This window comes from Leisingera sp. XS_AS12 (assembly GCF_041224635.1).
Taxonomy (GTDB): Bacteria; Pseudomonadota; Alphaproteobacteria; order Rhodobacterales; family Rhodobacteraceae; genus Leisingera.
Genome location: NZ_JBGFGM010000073.1, coordinates 41,652 through 61,145, shown reverse-complemented (window position 1 = coordinate 61,145; position 19,494 = coordinate 41,652). Strand labels below are relative to the sequence as shown.

The window sequence follows — 19,494 nt, the reverse complement described above, 5'->3', positions numbered from 1 at the left end:
CAAAATTCACAAAAACGCAGATCCGCCGAAGAAAATCCCTGCAGCGACACAAAATCAATGACTTAGAAGGCAAGAAGCCCGCCAGGACCTGGCGCAGGATCGCCGATGCCGCCCTCCCCTCCCCGCCCCGCGACCGCGACCAGCACACAAACGCCCAGTTACCCACAGACTCGCAGGACTTACCCACAGACCAGTCCCGGAATCAGCCGAACATTGGACCACCTGTCCCGCGACCGACTCGCTCACACGGATAACCGCGCAGAAACGAAAACGGGCGCCCTCTGGGGGCGCCCGTCTGGATCGTCTGCCAAAAGGTCTATTCGGCGGCAATCTGCGCTTCGACCTTTTCCACCCGCACCGCGGCGAATTTGAACTCCGGGATCTTGCCGTAGGGGTCCAGCGCCGGGTTGGTCAGAATGTTGGCGGCGGCTTCCACATAGGCAAAGGGCACGAACACCATGTCCTCGGCGATTGCGCGGTCGGCGCGGGCCATGATCTCGATCGATCCGCGCCGGGTGGTCAGGCGTACCATCTCGCCCGGCTCCACGCCCATCAGCTTCAGGGTGCGCGGGTTGAGAGAGCAGTTCGCCTCCGGCTCCACTGCATCCAGCACCTTGGACCGGCGGGTCATCGAGCCTGTGTGCCAATGCTCCAGCTGGCGACCGGTGGTCATGATCATCGGGAACTCCGCATCCGGCGCCTCGTCCGGGGCGATCACCGCCGCCGGGGTGAAGCGCGCCCGGCCGCTTTCGCGCGGGAAGCCGTCGCCGAACACGATCGCCTGGCCGGGGTCGGTTTCATGCAGCGACGGGTAGGTGATGGTCTCCACCTCCAGGCGCTCCCAGGTGATGTTGTCGAGCGACTTCATGTTCAGCTTCATCTCGGCAAAGACCTCGGAGACATCCTTGTAGTCCCAGGGCAGGCCGATACGCTGCGCGAGGTCAACGGTGATCTGCCAGTCCTCGCGCGCTTCGCCCGGCGGCGGCACCGCGGGACGCACCCGCTGCACCTGCCGGTTGGTGTTGCTGACGGTGCCGTTCTTTTCATAGAGCGCCGAGGCGGGCAGGATGATATCCGCGTAGTTCGCCGTCTCGGTCAGGAAGATATCCTGCACGATCAGCAGCTCCAGCTTGGCGAAGGCATCGCGTGCATGGTCCACGTCCGGATCCGACATCGCCGGGTTTTCCCCCTGGATGTACATGCCCTTGATGTTGCCGGCATAGACCTCGTCGACGATCTCGGTCACCGTCAGCCCCTTCTCGTTCGAGAAGTCGCCGCCGCCCCAGACATCCGTGAAGCTGCGGCGCACGTCGTCCGAGGTCACGGTCTGGTAGTCCGGCAGGAACATCGGGATGAGGCCCGCATCGGACGCCCCCTGCACGTTGTTCTGGCCGCGCAGCGGGTGCAGGCCGGCACCGGGCTTGCCGACATTGCCGGTCATCAGCGCAAGGCTGATCAGGCAGCGCGAGTTGTCGGTGCCGTGGATGTGCTGCGACACACCCATGCCCCAGAAGATCAGCCCCGCCTTGCCGTTCGCAAAGGTGCGCGCGACGCGGCGCAGCTGCTCGGGGGACACGCCGCAGATTTCCGACATCTTTTCGGGCGTGAACTGGCGCAGGTGCTCCTTCTCGGCCTCCCAGTTCTCGGTCCAGCGGTGGATGTACTGGCTGTCGTAGAGCTCCTCCTCGACGATCACATTCATGATCGCGTTCAGCATCGACACATCCGCACCGGGGCGGAACTGCACCATTTCGGTCGCGAACCGGCGCAGGCCGACGCCGCGCGGATCCATCACGATCAGCTTGCCGCCGCGCTTGGTGAACTGCTTGAAGTAGGTCGCCGCAACGGGGTGGTTCTCGATCGGGTTGGAGCCGATGACAATCGCCACATCCGCGTTCTCGATCTCGTTGAAGGTCGCGGTCACGGCACCGGAGCCCACGTTTTCGATCAGCGCCGCAACGGAGGAGGCGTGGCACAGTCGGGTGCAGTGGTCGACATTGTTGTGCTTGAAGCCCTGGCGGATGAACTTCTGAAAGAGATAGGCCTCTTCGTTGGTGCATTTCGCCGAGCCGAAGCCCGCAACCGATTTCGGGTTCTCGTCCCGCAGGCGCATCAGACCCTTGGCAGCGAGATCCATCGCCTCTTCCCAGGTCGCCTCGCGGAAGTGCGTCGACAGATTGCCCGGATCGACGTTCAGACCTTTGGCCGGGGCGTCGTCGCGGCGGATCAGCGGCTTGGTCAGACGGTGCGGGTGGTGGATGTAGTCAAAGCCAAAGCGCCCCTTCACGCACAGGCGGCCCTCATTGGCGGGGCCATTGATGCCCTCGACATATTTGACCTTGCCGTCCTTCACCTTGAGGCTGACCTTGCAGCCGACGCCGCAGAACGGGCAGACGCTTTCGGTTTCGGAGTCGTAATCCTTGCTGTCGCCCACCTGCGCCTCGTCGACCACGGTCGCGGGCATCAGTGCGCCGGTCGGGCAGGCCTGCACGCACTCGCCACAGGCCACGCAGGAGGATGCGCCCATCGGGTCGGCGATATCAAAGGTCGGATAGGCATCATGACCACGGCCCGCCATGCCGATCACGTCGTTCACCTGCACCTCGCGGCAGGCGCGCACGCACAGGCCGCAGGAAATACAGGCATCCAGGTTCACGCTCATGGCGACATGGCTGTCGTCCAGCAGCGGAATGCGGCCCTCTTCCAGCTTGGGAAAGCGGCTTTCAGTGACGCCGTTCAGCTCGGCCATGTCCCACATGTGGCTGGACTTGTCGTGCGCCTTGTCCCGTTCGGGCTGATCGGCCACCAGGAGTTCCATCACCATCTTGCGGGCGTTCTCGGCCCGCGCGTTGTTGGTGGTGACAACCATGCCCTCGGCCGGTTCGCGGATGCAGGAGGCCGCCAGCGTGCGCTCGCCCTCGATCTCCACCATGCAGGCGCGGCAGTTGCCGTCGGGACGGTAGCCCGGCTGCGGCTTGTGGCACAGATGCGGGATCTTCAGCCCGCGGCCATTGGCCACTTCCCAGATGGTCTGGCCTTTTTCTGCCGTGACCTCTTTGCCGTCGAGGGTGAATGTAACGAGATTGCTCATGGTTCAGACCTCCTCGGGGAAATGTTTCATGGTCAGGCGGATCGGGTTCGGCGCCGCCTGGCCCAAACCGCAGATCGAGGCGTCGACCATGGTCTGGCTCAGCTCCTCCAACAGCGACTGGTCCCATTTCGGGGCCTGCATCAGCTTCACCGCCTTTTCGCAGCCGACCCGGCAGGGGGTGCACTGGCCGCAGCTTTCATCCTCGAAGAAGCGCAGCATGTTCAGGGCCGCATCGCGGGCCGAGTCCTGATCCGACAGCACCACCACGGCGGCGGAGCCGATGAAGGTGCCATGCGGCTGCAGCGTGTCGAAATCCAGCGGGATGTCATTCATCGATGCCGGCAGCAGGCCCGAGGACGGACCACCCGGCTGATACGCCTTGAAGCTGTGGCCATCCAGCATGCCGCCCGCGGCCTCGATGATGTCGGTGATGGTGGAGCCGGCGGGCAGCAGATGCACGCCCGGGTTCTTCACCCGGCCCGACACCGAATAGCTGCGCAGCCCCTTGCGGCCGTTCTTCTCGACCGCTTTCAGGCACTCCGGCCCTTCGCGATTGATCTTGCAGACCCAGTACAGGGTCTCGACGTTGTGCACGAGGGTCGGGCGCCCGAAGATCCCCACCTGCGCCACAAACGGCGGGCGGTGGCGCGGCTCACCGCGCTTGCCTTCGATCGACTCGATCATTGCGCTTTCTTCACCGCAGATATAGGCCCCTGCCCCGCGGCGCAGGTCGATGTAGCCCGGCGCAACCACGCCCGCCTCTTCCAGCGCCTTGATCTCGCGGCGCAGGATTTCCAGCACCGCCGGATATTCGTCGCGCATATAGATAAAGGCTTTCTCGGCCTCGACCGCCCAGGCGGCGATCAGCATGCCTTCGAGGAAGACATGCGGGGTGCGTTCCAGATAGTAGCGGTCCTTGAAGGTGCCCGGCTCGCCCTCGTCGCCGTTCACGGCCAGATAACGCGGGCCTTCGTTGGCGCGCACAAAGCCCCATTTGGTGCCGGAGGGGAAACCCGCGCCGCCAAGACCGCGCAGACCCGCTTCCTTGACCTTTTCCTGCACCGCCTCCCAGTCGCCATTCGCGCGCAGCTCTTCCAGCGTCACGTAGCCGCCCGCCAGCGCGTATTCCTGATAGGTCTGATAGTCCGGGATATGCGCGTGGGTGTCACCCGCCGCAATTGCCGCTTCGACCTTTTCGACCGTGGCATGGTCGATGTGGTTATGGCCGATCTCCAGCACCGGCGCGGTGTCGCAGCGGCCCATGCAGGGCGCGCGCAGCACGCGGACCTGGCTGGCGTCCAGACCATCTTCCAGGGCCTGTTTCAGCTGTTCCGCCCCGGCCAGTTCACAGGAAAGCGAGTCACAGACCCGGATGGTCAGCGCCGGCGGCGGCGTCTCGCCCTCGCGCACCACGTCGAAATGCGCGTAGAAGCTGGCGACCTCATAGATCTCCGCCTGCCCGGTGCGCAACTCCTCGGCCAGCGCGCGGATATGCGCCGCGCTGAGGTGGCCGTATTTATCCTGGATCAGATGCAGGAATTCGATCAGCAGATCCCGGTTGCGCGGGCGGTCCCCCAGCAGTGCTTGAACCTCGCTCAGCGCTTGGTCATCCACCTGACGGCCCTTGGGCGTCTTGCGCCCCTTGCCGCGGCCGGATTTCCATACGCCCTTGCTATCATCCAATGGTGCCATCGGGCCCTCCAGTCAGCACGTTATTCATCGGGCAATGCCATCAAGAATGAATATCGTCAAATCTAGAAAACCGATGGAACGATAAGCGCAGCTTATCTCGTGATTTAGGTCGCATCTCCCTCGACAAAGGTCGCAACCACGCTTTTCAGCGCCTGAATGGTGGTCAGCTCCGGGCTGCGGTCCAGCGTCGCCAGGCAAATTTGCCGGTTTTGCTCCGGCTCGACCAGGTCCAGCACGCAGGTTCCGCCCAGCCTGCCCAGCGCCTGTGTCAACGCCCGCGGCAGAATCGCCGCCGCCGATCCCTCCAGCGCCAGCACCATCGAGGCCATGAACCCGTTGGATTCAGAGACGATCTCCGGCTTGCATCCGAGATCGGCAAAGATGCGGTCCAGAATGCGACGGTTCTGCATCTGCTGGTTCAGAAGGCTCAGTGGCAGCTCTGCGGCCTCGGCCCAGGTGATCGAGCCGTCCCGCCCGGCCACCATCGCCTCCGGAGCCAGCAACACGTAGCTTTCATCATAAAGCGGGCGCACCGTTACCAGGTCGCGGCCCATGCTGTCGGCATAGGTGATACCGGCGTCTATTGTACCATCATAAAGCCGCTGCTGGATAGCCAGAGATGTCGTCGCTTCCAGTTGGGTCAGGATCCGCGGATAGCGCTGCCGCACCTGGTCCACCAGCTGCGCCGCCCAGGCGGTGGCGGTCGGGATCACGCCCAGCACCAGCGTGCCGGTCACCTCGCCCCGGCTGGCGGCGATTTCCTGTTCCAGCGCCCGGGCATCATCCAGGATCGACCGCCCCCGGCGGACAATCATCAGCCCCTCCTCGGTCAGCCCCTGAAACCGGTTGGCCCGGCGCACGATGGACAAGCCAAGCCGGTCTTCCAGGTTGCGGATCCGCATGGAAAAGGCCGGTTGCGACATGCCGCATTCGGCCGCCGCCTTGGCAAAATGCTGGTGCCGGGCCAAGGCCGTCAGCAGCTGGAGTTCCTTGAGTTCAATCATGGCGAAACCTTATGCCCGCCCGGACGGCAGGCGCAATGGGCACGACCGATGCAAACCACGGCCCATGACGCCCCGGACCACATTTGCCGCAGGCCCGCCGCCGCGCCAGCCACGGACACGCGCCGCAGAGACGCCGGGTCAGGCGCCCACCGGCTCCAGCGTGTCATGCAGGGCATCACCATAGGCTTTGCTCAGGCTGTCCAGCGCGTTGCGCGTCGCACGCAGCTGCTGGGCCAGATCGCCATGCGACACCTGCACCCGGCGGGCCAGCGCCGCGCGCTGCCGCAGCAGCCCGTCCAGCACCTCTGCCCCCCGTTCGGTCAGCCGATAGCTCACCCCGGACCGCCCGGCCCCCTGCTTGCAGGTCAGGCCGGCCGCGCCTAGTTTGCGCAGGGAGTATTGGATATTGGGAATGTCGATACGGTTGGTTGCGGCGGCCAGTTCCTTGATCGCCTTGGGCTTGCCCTCGTCGCCGATCAGCTGCAACAGGGTAACCTCCGCACCGGTCAGCGACACGTCGCTGATCTGTTCAAAGCCATGCACCTGCCAACGCGCCAGCCCTTCGGCGGCCCGTTGCACGGCCAACGCCAGCGCCTGGATGTCCTGCGCGACAGACTGTTGCTGATCCGAGCCAGAGGTCTGCGCCTCAGCAGATGGGGAAAGTGGAATGGGGGCGGTATTTATCTCCAACGAACGAACTCCAATATTAAAATGGCCATGCCAGCGCACGGCAGAACACCGGGATACAAACCGAAACCAACCCAATACGGCCCACAAACGACCGATACGACGCAAACGCGAAACCGCGAAGCGTCCAGGCGACTCCGAAAAATCCGAACTAAATTCTAAGCAATATATCCAACCATTTGTGACAAGGTTCAATACCGAAGCTTCCAAGCCCGTTTTCAGGCCGTCCCAACACCACATCTTTCACGTGGAACATCCCGAACATCGCCCAGCGCCACCCGCGGATGGCCCGACGTCTGCACCCGGCGCCTTCTCCAATGCCGGGTGGCCAGCAGCGTGGATTGCCCGCAAGGCCCGCCACCACTGGACAACCCGCGCCCCCGTGGCTACCCAAAGACCCACAAGGCCCCTCATGTGGCTCCGCCGCCCTGCACCTGCCAGGGGCCGCGCGCCGCCACACAGGGGCGTCGTTCTGCACAACCGCTGAGGCCCGGCATGCGTATCGACAGTTTCGGAGCCACCCCGGATGGGCATAACGTCGAGCGCATCACTCTGCGCAACGGCGGGATGTGGGCACAGATCCTGACCCTTGGCGCGGTCCTGCGCGACCTGCGACTGGAAAGCCACCCCGCGCCGCTGGTGCTGGGGCTGAACTCCGCCGCCGATTACTGGGACAGCCCCTGGTATTTCGGGGCCATCGTTGGCCGCGTCGCCAACCGGGTTGCCCGGGGGCACCTGCCGCTCAACGGCACCGATCACCAGCTGGACCGGAACTTTCTGGGAAAACACATGCTGCACGGCGGGCGGGATGGGCTGCACCGGCAGGTCTGGACGATCGAGGCCGCCGAGGACGCCAGCGTCACGCTTGGCTGCCGCCTCGCGGATGGTCACATGGGCTTTCCCGGCGCGCTGCAGGTCACATGTCGCTACAGCCTCCACCCCGACAACAGCCTGGAGGTCACGCTGAGCGCCCGGACCGACGCCGACACGGTCTGCAATCTGGCGCCGCATTTCTATTTCAATCTGGATGACAGCGGCGATCTGCGCCACCACCGCCTGCAGGTGCAGGCGGATCAAATCCTCGAAACGGACGCGGATCTCGTGCCCACCGGCAAGTGCCTGCAACTGGATGGCCACCCCAAGGACCTGCGCCGCCCGCGCGCCGCCGCCGCGACCGCGCTCGATGACAATTACTGCTGTTCGCAAACGGTCATGCCGAGGCGCGAAGTGGCCCACCTGCACAGCACCGCTTCCGGCATCGGAATGCGGTTGCACAGCAATCAACCGGGGTTGCAGGTGTTCAACGCAGCCGGGATGCGCAGCCAACACCCAGGGCTCGACGGGCGTTCATACGGCAACCACGCCGGTATTGCACTGGAACCCCAAGGCTGGCCGGACGCCGTGCACCACCCGACGTTCCCGTCAATCATCCTGCGCCGCAACGCGCGCTATGAGAGCCGCAATCTCTTTTCTTTCGAGCACCTTGCAGGAAATGGGGCTGGTCCGGGCTGAAGCCGGATACAGTCTTCCCGATGCAGCCAAAGCCGCAGCGGAACGTACATCCGCCGACACCGCACGTTGATCAGCTGCGCGCGATCAATTCTCTGCAAACAGGAGGGAGGGTAGTGGCGGACCGAGGAGGATTCGAACCCCCGACCCCTTGATTCGTAGTCAAGTACTCTATCCAGCTGAGCTATCGGTCCACTGCGGCGGGGTTTATCCTTGGCACCGAGGCAGCGCAACCCCAAAAACAAAAAACTTTCACTTGCCTGTCACATGCCCCGCGCGACGGCCGCCGACTGCCTGCCCGGCGCAGCTCAGAGCGCGCCGTCCCCCTTGGGCAGACACACCTCGAAGGTCGTGCCCGCCGGGCTGGTTTCGCGCAGCTTCACCGCGCCGCCGTGACCGCGCGCCAGCTCATCCGCGATGGCCAGCCCCAGCCCCGTTCCGCCCTTGCGCGCGCCGCCCTGGAAGGGGGTGAACAATTTGTCCTGGGCGCGTTTCGGCAAGCCGGGACCGGTGTCGCTGACGGTGATCAGCCAGCGGCTGTCGTCCTCGTGGCAGGCCACGGTGATACGGCCGGGCTGCCCGGTGGCGGCAATCGCCTGACGGGCATTGCGCACCAGGTTCATCACGATGCGGAACAGCTGCTCGGGGTCCCCCCGCAGCATCATCGGCTTGGGCACCGCGTTGACGATGTCCGCAAGACCGCCATCCGCGGCCAGCCGCTCGCTCTCGACGATGTCCTCGACAATCTCATGCAGGCAAATGACGGCAAAGGTCGGCGCGGGCTCTTCGGCGCGGCCAAAGGCCAGCGTGCCCTCGCACAGCGAGACCGCGCGGGTGATCGAATTCACCAGCTTGGGGGCGAGACGCCGCACGAGGGGATCTTCGCTCATCTCGATGCGGTCGGTGAACAGCTGCGCCGAGGTCAGGATATTGCGCAGATCGTGGCTCACCTTGGCCACCGCGCCGCCAAGCTGCGCCAGCCGTTCACGCTGTTTCAGCGCCTGGGTCAGCTCGGTCTGCAGCTGCATCAGCGCCTCCTCCGCCTCGCGCAGCTCGGCAAGGCGCGAGCTGGGATGGATGATGCCGCGGGCATCCTCCGGCGCCGCCGCATAGCGCTGCATGTATCCCACCACCGCCTTGATCGGCTTTACCAGCACGATTCGCACCGCCACGAACAACAGCAACGCCGTGAAGATCGAGATCACCGCCGACAGGATCAGGATCCGCACGCCATAGTCGATCATCGCCATCCGCAGGGGCGCGGTTTCCATGGTGATCTCGATCAGCAGACCGGCGTCATGGACCGGCGCGCCGATCACCCGGATGATCTCGTTTTCCGGGTTGGCCAGGCGCAGCATCGCATCGCGCACCAGCACCAGCGCACTGGCCATGCGCAGATCATAAGTCGCCGCGATCGGCTGCGGAATCGGCGAGGCCAGCATCAGCTGGCGGACCTCGTCACGGCGCAGCACCACGTTGAACACCCCCGCCGTCTCCAGAAGCTCCGCCTCCAGCTCGCTTTCCAGCATGTCATCCGCCAGCAGCGCCAGAGAGGCGATCTGGGCGCGCTCCAGCCGCGCCGCCAGGTAGTCTTCGCGAAACCGTGCGATCGAAGGCACGAAGATCAGCACCTCGGCCAGCATCACGAAGACCGTGGTCAGAATCAGAAATCGGCCCGAAAGCGTGTTGAGCATTCCGCCGCCCCTGTTCCTCACCCCGTCCTAGCGCCGCCAGCGCTGCACCAGCTGCACCGCCCGCTTGACCAGATCACTATCGAACAACCGGGGCGAGAAGTAGGCTCCAGCCACCCGCTTGTTGATTTCGCCGACCGTGGGATAGGGCGCAACCATTGCAGCAATCTGGCTCATTTTCAGGCGGTTGGCCAGTGCCATCGACCAGAGCGAAATCAGCTCCCCGGCCTGCTGGCCAACGATCGTCACCCCCACCGGGCGACCGCGATGCACCATCACCTTGATGAATCCGTCGGTCTTGCGCTCAGCCACGGCCCGGTCATTCTCGCGGAAGTCGAACCGCACCACCTCCAGCTTGGCGCCATAGATGTCGCGCGCGGCCCGCTCCTGCAGCCCGACCTGGGCCAGCTCCGGATCGGTATAGGTGACACGCGGGAGATGGCTGGTCTTTGCCGCCGACGGCAATCCAAACAGCGCCGAGCGGATGATGACGCTGGCGTGATAGCCCGCCACATGGGTGAACTGCAGCCCGCCCGCCGCATCGCCGATGGCATAGACGCGCCGATTGCTGGTCAGCAGGCTGTCGTCCACCCTTATACCATTGCCCGCGGTTTCGATCCCGGCGGCAGACAGGTTCAGCCGGTCGATATTGGCGCGCCGCCCGACCGCCATCAGCAAATGGCTGCCGTGAAAGCGGCTGCCGTCGCGGGTCTCCACCTCGATGGCCCCCGCCTGCCCCGACACGCGCGAGACCATCGCCCCCTCGGCGATCTCCACGCCCTCGGCGCGCAGGGCGTCCAGCACCAGCGACACGGCCTCCGGGTCATCCTGGCCCAGCGCCCGCTGGCCTTCGATCACGGTGACCTTGCTGCCCAGCCGCACATGCGCCTGCGCCATTTCCATGCCGATCGGGCCGCCGCCGACGATCAGCAGATGCGCCGGGCGTTCGCGCAGGTCGAACAGCGTCTCGTTGGTGAGATACGGCACGGTGTCCAGCCCCGGCACCGGCGGCACCAGCGGTGACGATCCGGTGGCGATCACCACCCGCCGCGCGGTGATGCGGTGGGCGCCCGCCTCGACCTCGGTTTCCGAGACGAAATGACCGAACTCGCGGATCACCCGCACGCCCAGCCCCTCGAACCGTTCCTGGCTGTCCACCGGGGCGATGGTTTCGATCACCTGCCGCACGTGGCCCATCGCGGCGGTGTAATCCGGCTGCGGACGGCTTGGCGGCACTCCAAAGGCCGCGGTCTGCGCCGGGCCATGCGCCGCCTTGGCACTGGCCAGCAGCGCCTTGGACGGGACACAGCCGTAGTTCAGGCAGTCGCCGCCCATCTTGTGGCCTTCCAGCAGCACCACATCGGCGCCCATCTGGCTGGCACCCGCCGCCACCGACAGCCCGCCGGACCCCGCGCCGATCACCAACAGGTCGCAGTTGATACGCTCCATACCCAATTCCCCCGTTATGTCTTGCCACGCTTGCCGCGCAGGGCTTTCACCAGGATCGGCATCGCCGCCAGCACGCAGAGCCCCAGAATCGGCCCCAGCACATGCGGCTCCCACAACAGGGTCAGATCCGGCTTGCCGCCGCGGTCGAACACGGCGCCCAGCCCCACGCCGATCCAGGTAAAGACGATGGCCCCGGGGATGATTCCCACCGCCGTCGTCCACAGGAAGTTGCGCAGCCTCACCCCGACCAGCGCGGGCAGCAGGTTGGCGACAAAGAAAGGCACCGCAGGCACCAGCCGCAGCAGCAGCAGCACCTCGACCTCATTCTCGCGCAGCGCCTGCTTCAGCATCTGCACCCGGCCCTCGGCGGCCTCCATGCGGGCGGTCAGTAGTGCCCCCAGCCCCCAGCGCGCCGCCAGAAAGATGCCCGCCGCGCCGATGGTGGCCGCCACCACGTTGAACAGCGTCCCCGCCACCAGCCCAAACAGGAACCCGCCGGTGACCGAGGCCACAGCGGCGCCGGGCAGCGAGAAGACCACGATCACAATGTAGAGCCCGACAAAGGCCGCAACCAGTCCCGGATAGTTCTGATCCCGGAATGCCATCAGCGCTTCGCGGTTGTCGCGCAAGGTTTCAAAGGTGAGGTAATCGCGCAGCGTCACCGCACCGATCAGCGCCACGGCGACAACCGCGATCAGCGGCAGGTGGCGCAACACACCCGGCCGGGTGTCGGGCTGGTGGCTGGGCTGCGGTTCGGAATTCTGTGGCTTGCTCATGGTGTGTCTGGGTCCGTCTTGTTCGCTGGCCTTGTAGCTATGCCTTATATGGCCTGCGCACGAGAGCAAGTGCGCCCGGATCACGGGCGGTTGATCTGCCCCTCGTGTTACGTGAGAATTATGACGCGCCGGGGCCGAATCCTGTAACACTGGCCGCCACGCGGGGGCGGCGACCATGGTTTTTTGACAGAAATGTTGCGGTTCGGGCTGAAACTTGGCGAAAACCCTGCCCACGGGGTTTGACTTACCCGCCATTCCCTTCTACAGACCGGGCTTCGAGATAGACACCGGGGCAGGCCGATTCCATGCCCGACCCGTAGACAATATGTGGAGACCGGAGCGATGAAACGCACCTATCAGCCTTCGAACCTGGTTCGCAAACGCCGCCACGGCTTCCGTGCGCGCATGGCCACCAAGGCAGGCCGCAAGATCCTGAACGCACGCCGCGCACGCGGTCGCAAGGCACTGAGCGCATAAGCTCAGTTCCAGTTCTGACGGACATGACACCGCCGGAGACCCCCAAGGATGGCCAAGCTGCCCGCGGGGATCAGTCTCCGGCGGTGTCCGTTTGCGCATCTGACGCGCCGCAGATCGATGTCATGGCCAAGCGCCGCGACTTCCTCGCCTGCGCCCGTCCGCCTGCGCGCAAGCAGGGCACCAAGGCGATGATGCTGCAGGGCCGCGACCGCAAGGACGCCTCGGGGATCCGCGTCGGTTTCACCTGTTCCAAGAAAGTCGGCAACGCGGTGGCCCGCAACCGGGCCAAGCGCCGCCTGCGCGAAGCCGCCCGCCTGGTGCTGCCCACCCATGGCCGCGCGGGCTGGGACTACGTGCTGATCGGGCGCGCCAACGAGACCGCCCAGCGCCCGTTCGAGGATCTGAAGCGAGACCTCATCTACGCGCTGAAAAAGGTCCACGGCGCCTAGGCGCCCCCCCTTCCATTCAGACCTCGCTACCCGCCAAATGTCCGGCCGGAGCCTGTGGCCTTCTCTGGAAGGTCGCTTTCCCCCCGCCACCGTGCCGGGGCCCGGGCGTGGTCCTGATTGCCATAGCGCGCAACTCTGCGTATCTATCGCCCATGACACCCCTGGCCCATATCCTGGCACTCCCCGTGCGCGCCTACCGGCTGCTGTTCAGCCCCTGGGTCGGTTTCAATTGCCGCTACCAGCCCACCTGCTCGGCCTATGCCCTTGAAGCCCTGGAGAAACATGGGGCCATTCGCGGCGCATGGCTGACGGCCCGCCGCATCGGGCGCTGCCACCCCTTTGGCGGCGACGGCTACGACCCGGTGCCGGACACCGACCAGCACGACTGACATCGGCACCGCTTTTTGTCTTGGCAAAACGCCGATCCTCGGCTAGGGCGCGACCATGCTTGATGATGATCTGGACGAAATCCATCCGCTGTTCGCCGGTGCGCCCTCGACCACCGAGTTCAAGAAGCTCCGCAAACGCATCGTGCGCTACGCGCGCGAGGCGATCGAGCAATATGGCATGGTCGAACGGCGCGAGGACGGCAGCACCCCGAAATGGCTGGTCTGCCTGTCCGGCGGCAAGGACAGCTATACCCTGCTGGCGGTGCTGTATGAGCTGAAGTGGCGCGGCCTTCTGCCGGTGGACCTGCTGGCCTGCAACCTCGACCAGGGCCAGCCCGGCTTTCCCGCCACCGTGCTGCCGGAGTTCCTGGAAAAGATGGGCGTGCCGCACCGGATCGAGTATCAGGACACCTATTCCATCGTCGTCGACAAGGTGCCGCAGGGGCGCACCTACTGCGCACTGTGTTCGCGCCTGCGCCGCGGCAACCTTTACCGCATCGCCCGCGAGGAGGGCTGCTCAGCGGTGGTGCTGGGCCATCACCGCGACGACATCCTGGAAACTTTCTTCATGAACCTGTTCCACGGCGGCCGCCTCGCGACCATGCCGCCCAAGCTGGTGAACGAGGAAGGCGACCTGTTTGTGTTCCGCCCGCTGGCCCATGTGGCCGAGGCCGACTGCGAGAAATTCGCCCGCGCGATGAACTACCCGATCATCCCCTGCGATCTGTGCGGCAGCCAGGACGGGCTGCAACGCCAGCAGGTGAAACAGATCCTTGACCAGTGGGAATCAAACAGCCCCGGACGCCGCCAGGTGATGTTCCGCGCATTGATGAACGCCCGGCCATCGCATCTTCTGGACCCGAAACTGTTCGATTTTGCGGGGCTTCAACTGAAGAATGCCGATTCCCCGCCGGAAAATGACGGGATTCCGAAACTGCGTTAACTCCCGAGTCAGAACCGCGCCCTAGTCTATGTCCGGAATGACTGGATGCAGACGAAAGGTCTGACGATGATGAACACCGGTTCAGGACTCCTGGCGCGACTGCGAAAGATACTGGCGCCGGCGCTGTTTGGCCCTCCCATGCTGGCCTTTCTGCCGGCGCTGTCGCTGGCAACCTACTGGCTGGGCGGCGAAGTCGCGCTGCTGGCCGTGGCGCTTGGCCTGCCGGTGCTGATCGTCGCCACCGGCGGATTCGCCCGGTTCGGCGGCAATGGCATGCCGCATGACAGCGTCACCGGCATGGTGCTGCGGGACGGGTTTGAAAAAGCCGCTGAACAGGTGTTCGAGGAATGCGGCGCGTCCAACCTGCGCGCCGCCATCTTCGTGATCGAACTGGATGATTACCGCGCCCTGACCGACCGCCATGGGCAAGAGGCCGGGGACCGCATCATGCAGCACTGCGGCAGCCAGATCACCTCGGTGCTGCGCGAAGGGGACACCGTGGCGCGCATTGGCGACAGCCGGTTCGGTGTCTGCCTGTCGCCGACCCTGCAACTGGATCTGGAGCTGTGCATCCAGCTGGCGGGCCGCATGCAGGCCGCCGCCGAGGAACCGGTGCCGCTGGATGGCACCACCGTCTACCTGAGCTCGTCGATCGGCTTCTGCCAGCGCCACCGCGCGCCCGGCAACACGACCACCGACTGGATCAGCGCCGCCACCGCCGCCCTGGCCGAGGCCCGCAGCAACGGCCCCGGCGGCATCCGCGCCTTTTCCACCGATCTGCCGAGCCGTGGCAACACCCGCTCTAACCTGCGCGAGGAAGCTGCCGACGCGCTGGAGGCCGGGCACATCCAGGCCTGGTTCCAGCCGCAGATCTGCACGGACACGGGCCGCATCTCGGGGTTCGAAGCGCTGGCCCGCTGGTCGCACCCGGTGCAGGGGCTGGTGCCGCCCTCCACCTTCCTGCCCGCGCTCGAAGAGGCCGGGCTGATGGACCGGCTGAGCCAGGTGATGCTGTACAACGCGCTGGTCGCGATCAAGGCCTGGGACGAGGCGGGTGTGCATGTGCCCAGCGTCGGCGTCAATTTCGCCACCCAGGAGCTGCGCAACCCCGGCCTCGCTGCCCGCGTGAAATGGGAGCTGGAGCGTTTCGACCTGGCCCCGGAACGCCTCTGCGTGGAAATCCTCGAAACGGTGATGACCGACCAGCCCGATGACACCATCACCCGCAACATCACCGCACTCAGCGAGATGGGATGCCGGATCGACCTCGATGACTTCGGCACCGGCCATGCCTCGATCGCCGCGGTGCGCCGCTTCAGCATCTCGCGGATCAAGATCGACCGCTCCTTCGTGATGAAGGCCGATCAGGACCCGGAACAGCAAAAGCTGATCTCCGCAGTGCTCAGCATGGCGGAACGGCTGGACCTTGAAACCCTCGCCGAGGGCGTGGAAACCACCGGCGAACATGCCCTTCTGGCACAGCTCGGCTGCGGTCACGTGCAGGGCTTCGGCATCGGCCGCCCGATGCCCTTCGACCAGACACTGGACTGGATCACCGCCCACCAGGCGAAGCTTCAGGACACGCCCGCGATCGGCCGCCAACGCCCCTGACCGGTCCAATTCTACCGTATTTTATGCCGCGCCGGAGGCTCTGCCGCCCCGGCGCGACGTGATTCTGCTTGACCTTTGCGGCCCACCTCTGTTGAACCCCACCTGTCCTTCCCTACACGAGGTGGCAGTCCCCAATGGACGATCAGAACAAAAATCTAATTCTCGCAACCGCTCTCAGCTTCCTGGTGATCCTCGGCTGGTACACTCTCTTCCCGCCGCCGGAGCCGGAACAGGCGCCGGAGACCGCGATCAGCGAAACCGCCCCCGCGGGCGACATCGCCGCCGCGCCAAGCGCCGGTGCCGACAGCGTCGCGGACGCCTCCACCGCCGAGGCGGAAGCCTCCCAGGCCCCCCGCCTGGAGATCGAAACCCCGCGCATCACCGGCAGCATCTCGCTGCAGGGCGGGCGGATCGACGATCTTGCGCTGAAGGACTACCGCGAGACCCTGGACGAGAATTCGCCGATCGTCACGCTGCTGAAACCGGTTGGTGAAGCGCAGGCCTATTACGCGCTCTATGGCTGGGCACCCGGTGCCGGTCTTTCGGCGAGCGACGTGCCCGGGGCCAACACCCTGTGGTCCGCCCCCGAAGGCGCCACCCTGACACCGGACAGCCCGGTGACGCTGACCTGGGACAACGGCAAGGGTCTGACCTTCAACCGCACCATCGCGGTCGACAAGGATTACATGTTCTCGGTCACCCAGTCGGTCACCAACGCCTCCGGCGGCACCGTGTCGCTGGCGCCCTATGGCACGCTGGCGCGCCATGGCCTGCCGCAGGATCTGAAGAACTTCTTCATCCTGCACGAGGGGCTCGTCGGCATGGCCGATGGCGAGCTGTCCGAGATCGATTACGACGACATGGAAGATTTCGAGCTGGACCCCCGTGACGGGGCCCGCGCCGAGGTCCGCCAGGTCGCCGAAAACGGCTGGATCGGCTTTACCGACCATTACTGGATGACCACCCTGGTGCCCGCACCGGGTCAGGGGTTCCGCTCGATCGCCAAATTCGACGAACGTCGCGGCATCTACCAGTCCGACATCGTGCTGCCCGCGGTGACCTTGGCCGAGGGCCAGAGCTCCGAGGTGACCACGCAGCTGTTTGCCGGTGCCAAGGAATGGGCCACCATCCGCGAATATGAATCCGCGGGCATCAAGGGCTTCCTCGATGCCATCGACTGGGGCTGGTTCTTCTTCCTGACCAAGCCGATGTTCTGGCTGCTGCATAATCTGAACGTGCTGATCGGCAACATGGGCTGGGCGATCATCGGCCTGACCGTTGTGATCAAGATCCTGGTGTTCCCGCTGGCCTACAAGTCCTACGCCTCGATGGCGAAGATGAAAGAGCTTCAGCCGGAGATGGAGAAGCTCAAGGAACGCGCCGGCGACGACCGCCAGAAGATGCAAAAGGAGATGATGGAGCTCTACAAGAAGGAGAAGGTGAACCCCGCCGCGGGCTGCCTGCCGATCCTGATCCAGATCCCGATCTTCTTCTCGCTCTACAAGGTGATCTTCGTCACGCTGGAACTGCGCCACGCGCCTTTCTTCGGCCCCTTCCAGGACCTCAGCGCGCCGGACCCGACCTCGATCTTCAACCTGTTCGGCCTGCTGCCCTGGGCAGCCCCGGCCCCGGACAGCCTCCTCGCCCTGGTCTTCATCGGCATCCTGCCGATCCTGCTGGGCATCTCGATGTGGCTGCAGCAAAAGCTGAACCCGGCGCCCACCGATCCGACCCAGCAGATGATCTTTGCCTGGATGCCTTGGGTGTTCATGTTCATGCTCGGCGGCTTTGCCTCTGGCCTGGTGGTCTACTGGATTGCCAACAACACGATCACCTTCACCCAGCAGTATCTGATCATGCGGAGCCACGGCTATACGCCGGATGTGTTCGGCAACATCAAGCAAAGCTTCAAGAAGAAGCCCAAGGTGGAGAAGTGATGACCCATCAGGTCACAAGTCTCTGGCGCCACCCGCTCAAATCCCATGGGCGGGAGGCACTGGAAAACGTCACCATGAGCGCCGGGCAGACCATGCCCGGCGACCGTGTTTGGGCGGTTGCCCATGACAGCTCCAAGGCGGACGACACCGCCTGGGTGCCCTGCCAGAATTTTACCCGGGGTGCCAAGGCGCCCCAGCTGATGGCCATCGATGCCCGGCTGGATGATGCCTCCGGCCAGCTGACCCTGCGCCACCCGGACCGCCCAGAGCTGACCTTTGATCCCGACGCGGCCGAGGACCTGCCGCGTTTCCTGGACTGGAGCCAGCCGCTGCTGCCCGCCAACCGCGCCGCGTCGGCCCGCATCGTGCGGGTGCCGGGACGCGGCATGACCGACACCGCATTTCCCTCTGTCACCCTGTGCAACCAGGCCTCCCACCGCGCGGTGGAACAGGCGATCGGCCATGATCTGTCGCCGCTGCGCTGGCGCGGCAACATCTGGTTCGACCTCGGCGAAGCCTGGGTCGAGAACACCTGGCTCGGCCGCGAGGTGCAGATCGGCGAGGCCGTCTTTGCGGTGCGCGAGCGGGTCACCCGCTGCCTGGCCACCACCGCCAACCCTGAAACCGGCGAACGCGACGCCGACACGCTCAAGACCCTCAAGGACAATTGGGGCCACCAGGATTTCTCGGTCTATGCCGAGGTGGTGCGCGGCGGCGAAATCCGCCTGGGCGACGCGGTAAAGGTACTGTGATGCAGATGCAATTTTCCCTCGCCGAGGCGCCGGACGACGCAGCCGCCGAAAAGGGCCGCAAGCTCTTTGCCCGCGAGACCGAATTCCTGAAGGGCGTGGTGGCGATGAACGGCCTGCCCGATGCCGACCGGCTGGAGGTCTGCTTTGCCGGCCGTTCCAACGTCGGCAAGTCGAGCCTGATCAACGCGCTGACCGGCACCAAGGGCATCGCGCGCGCCTCCAACACGCCGGGGCGCACGCAGGAGATCAACTTCTTCACCCAGGGGCCGGATCTGTATCTGGTCGACCTGCCCGGCTATGGCTATGCCAACGCGCCGCTGAAGGTGGTGGAGCAGTGGCAGAAGCTGCTGAAACGCTACCTGTCGGGTCGCCAGAACCTGCGCCGCGCCTTTGTGCTGATCGACAGCCGCCACGGGGTGAAACCGGTGGACGACGAGATCATGAAGCTGCTGGACACCTCCGCCGTGACCTTCCAATGCGTTCTGACCAAGGCCGACAAGGTCAAGGAAAAGGACCGCGCCAAGGTGCTCGAGCAAGTGAAGGGCGCGCTGGCCAGACACCCCGCCGCCTACCCCGAGATCGTGCTGACCTCGTCTGAGAAAGGCGACGGCATCGCCACGCTGCGGTCGATCATCGCCGGGCTGTAACGACATGCTCAGCCGCCTGCCTTCCCTGCTGGTTGTGATCGCCCTGGCCATGGCCGGGCTGATCCCGACCGGCTGGATGCCGGGCAGCACGACCAACGGCAAGGTACTGCTGGTGATCTGTACCGGCCACGGCCCGGTGGAAACCTGGGTCGATCTGGACAGCGGCGAGCCCCATGCGCCCGCCGACCAGATGGAAGACCGCAGCTGCCCCTTTGCCGCCATCGGCGCGACGGCCCTGCTGCCGGACAGCCAGATCTCACTTGAACTGGATGCGCCGCTCGGCAGCCGTTGGGCGCGTGAGGCCTTCACCCATCACAGCGCCGGGTTCCACTGGCGCTACGACGCCCGCGGCCCGCCCGCGCTCTCCTGACTTCGCAGAACACTCCCTGA

Annotated in this window: 17 protein-coding genes and 1 tRNA gene; 10 read left to right on the top strand and 8 right to left on the bottom strand. The window is 65.2% G+C overall.

The features are described 5' to 3' along the window. Positions 1-316: 316 nt before the first annotated feature. The 4 genes from fdhF to AB9K35_RS05915 all read right to left on the bottom strand — a co-directional run bounded on the left by fdhF (position 317) and on the right by AB9K35_RS05915 (position 6,477). Positions 317-3,091 (bottom strand): formate dehydrogenase subunit alpha, encoded by a 2,775-nt coding sequence (gene fdhF, locus AB9K35_RS05930; protein WP_369924868.1) that lies wholly within the window; start codon positions 3,089-3,091, stop codon positions 317-319. A 3-nt stretch (positions 3,092-3,094) separates the two neighbouring features. Beyond that, positions 3,095-4,783, bottom strand: coding sequence for an NAD(P)H-dependent oxidoreductase subunit E (locus tag AB9K35_RS05925; RefSeq protein ID WP_369924867.1), 1,689 nt, complete (start codon positions 4,781-4,783; stop codon positions 3,095-3,097). A gap of 104 nt (positions 4,784-4,887) precedes the next feature. Further along, entirely contained in the window at positions 4,888-5,787 is a 900-nt protein-coding gene (locus tag AB9K35_RS05920) for a LysR family transcriptional regulator (protein WP_222456071.1), read from the bottom strand. A 138-nt stretch (positions 5,788-5,925) separates the two neighbouring features. Further along, entirely contained in the window at positions 5,926-6,477 is a 552-nt protein-coding gene (locus AB9K35_RS05915; protein ID WP_369924866.1) for a winged helix DNA-binding protein, read from the bottom strand. 492 nt (positions 6,478-6,969) lie between these two features. On the opposite strand from AB9K35_RS05915, the gene AB9K35_RS05910 reads away from it, so the two are divergent. Further along, entirely contained in the window at positions 6,970-7,986 is a 1,017-nt protein-coding gene (locus tag AB9K35_RS05910; protein ID WP_369924865.1) for an aldose epimerase family protein, read from the top strand. Between the two features lie 114 nt (positions 7,987-8,100). Here the strand turns inward: AB9K35_RS05910 and AB9K35_RS05905 are convergent. From AB9K35_RS05905 to AB9K35_RS05890, 4 genes are all read right to left on the bottom strand, one after another. Then, positions 8,101-8,177, bottom strand: a tRNA-Arg gene (locus AB9K35_RS05905). A 114-nt stretch (positions 8,178-8,291) separates the two neighbouring features. Continuing rightward, positions 8,292-9,677, bottom strand: coding sequence for a HAMP domain-containing sensor histidine kinase (locus AB9K35_RS05900; protein WP_222456074.1), 1,386 nt, complete (start codon positions 9,675-9,677; stop codon positions 8,292-8,294). A gap of 27 nt (positions 9,678-9,704) precedes the next feature. Next, positions 9,705-11,123 (bottom strand): NAD(P)/FAD-dependent oxidoreductase, encoded by a 1,419-nt coding sequence (locus AB9K35_RS05895; RefSeq protein WP_369924864.1) that lies wholly within the window; start codon positions 11,121-11,123, stop codon positions 9,705-9,707. Positions 11,124-11,137: 14 nt separating this feature from the next. Continuing rightward, complete coding sequence (locus tag AB9K35_RS05890) at positions 11,138-11,899, bottom strand: TVP38/TMEM64 family protein (protein ID WP_369924863.1); 762 nt, start codon at positions 11,897-11,899, stop codon at positions 11,138-11,140. Positions 11,900-12,241: 342 nt separating this feature from the next. Here AB9K35_RS05890 and rpmH point away from each other — a divergent pair, with 342 nt between their 5' ends. The 9 genes from rpmH to AB9K35_RS05845 all read left to right on the top strand — a co-directional run bounded on the left by rpmH (position 12,242) and on the right by AB9K35_RS05845 (position 19,474). Further along, complete coding sequence (rpmH, locus tag AB9K35_RS05885; RefSeq protein ID WP_072791770.1) at positions 12,242-12,376, top strand: 50S ribosomal protein L34; 135 nt, start codon at positions 12,242-12,244, stop codon at positions 12,374-12,376. A 23-nt stretch (positions 12,377-12,399) separates the two neighbouring features. Next, positions 12,400-12,825, top strand: a complete 426-nt coding sequence (gene rnpA / locus AB9K35_RS05880; RefSeq protein WP_369924862.1) for a ribonuclease P protein component — start codon at positions 12,400-12,402, stop codon at positions 12,823-12,825. Between the two features lie 152 nt (positions 12,826-12,977). After that, a complete protein-coding gene (gene yidD, locus AB9K35_RS05875) occupies positions 12,978-13,214 on the top strand; it encodes a membrane protein insertion efficiency factor YidD (RefSeq protein ID WP_369924861.1) in 237 nt (78 codons plus the stop codon). A 55-nt stretch (positions 13,215-13,269) separates the two neighbouring features. After that, positions 13,270-14,157 (top strand): tRNA 2-thiocytidine(32) synthetase TtcA, encoded by an 888-nt coding sequence (ttcA, locus tag AB9K35_RS05870; RefSeq protein ID WP_222456078.1) that lies wholly within the window; start codon positions 13,270-13,272, stop codon positions 14,155-14,157. 66 nt (positions 14,158-14,223) lie between these two features. Next, positions 14,224-15,768 carry a putative bifunctional diguanylate cyclase/phosphodiesterase gene (locus AB9K35_RS05865; protein ID WP_369924869.1) on the top strand — a complete coding sequence of 515 codons (1,545 nt, stop codon included), beginning with the start codon at positions 14,224-14,226 and terminating at the stop codon, positions 15,766-15,768. A gap of 134 nt (positions 15,769-15,902) precedes the next feature. After that, positions 15,903-17,705, top strand: coding sequence for a membrane protein insertase YidC (yidC, locus tag AB9K35_RS05860; protein ID WP_369924860.1), 1,803 nt, complete (start codon positions 15,903-15,905; stop codon positions 17,703-17,705). Beyond that, the gene (locus tag AB9K35_RS05855; protein WP_369924859.1) at positions 17,705-18,457 is read left to right on the top strand and encodes an MOSC domain-containing protein; all 753 of its coding nucleotides are present in this window, start codon (positions 17,705-17,707) and stop codon (positions 18,455-18,457) included. Before yidC ends, AB9K35_RS05855 begins: the two co-directional genes overlap by 1 nt. Beyond that, positions 18,457-19,104 carry a ribosome biogenesis GTP-binding protein YihA/YsxC gene (yihA, locus tag AB9K35_RS05850; RefSeq protein ID WP_369924858.1) on the top strand — a complete coding sequence of 216 codons (648 nt, stop codon included), beginning with the start codon at positions 18,457-18,459 and terminating at the stop codon, positions 19,102-19,104. The genes AB9K35_RS05855 and yihA overlap by 1 nt, the downstream gene beginning before the upstream one ends. Positions 19,105-19,108: 4 nt before the next feature. Further along, complete coding sequence (locus AB9K35_RS05845; protein ID WP_369924857.1) at positions 19,109-19,474, top strand: DUF2946 family protein; 366 nt, start codon at positions 19,109-19,111, stop codon at positions 19,472-19,474. Positions 19,475-19,494: the final 20 nt, after the last annotated feature.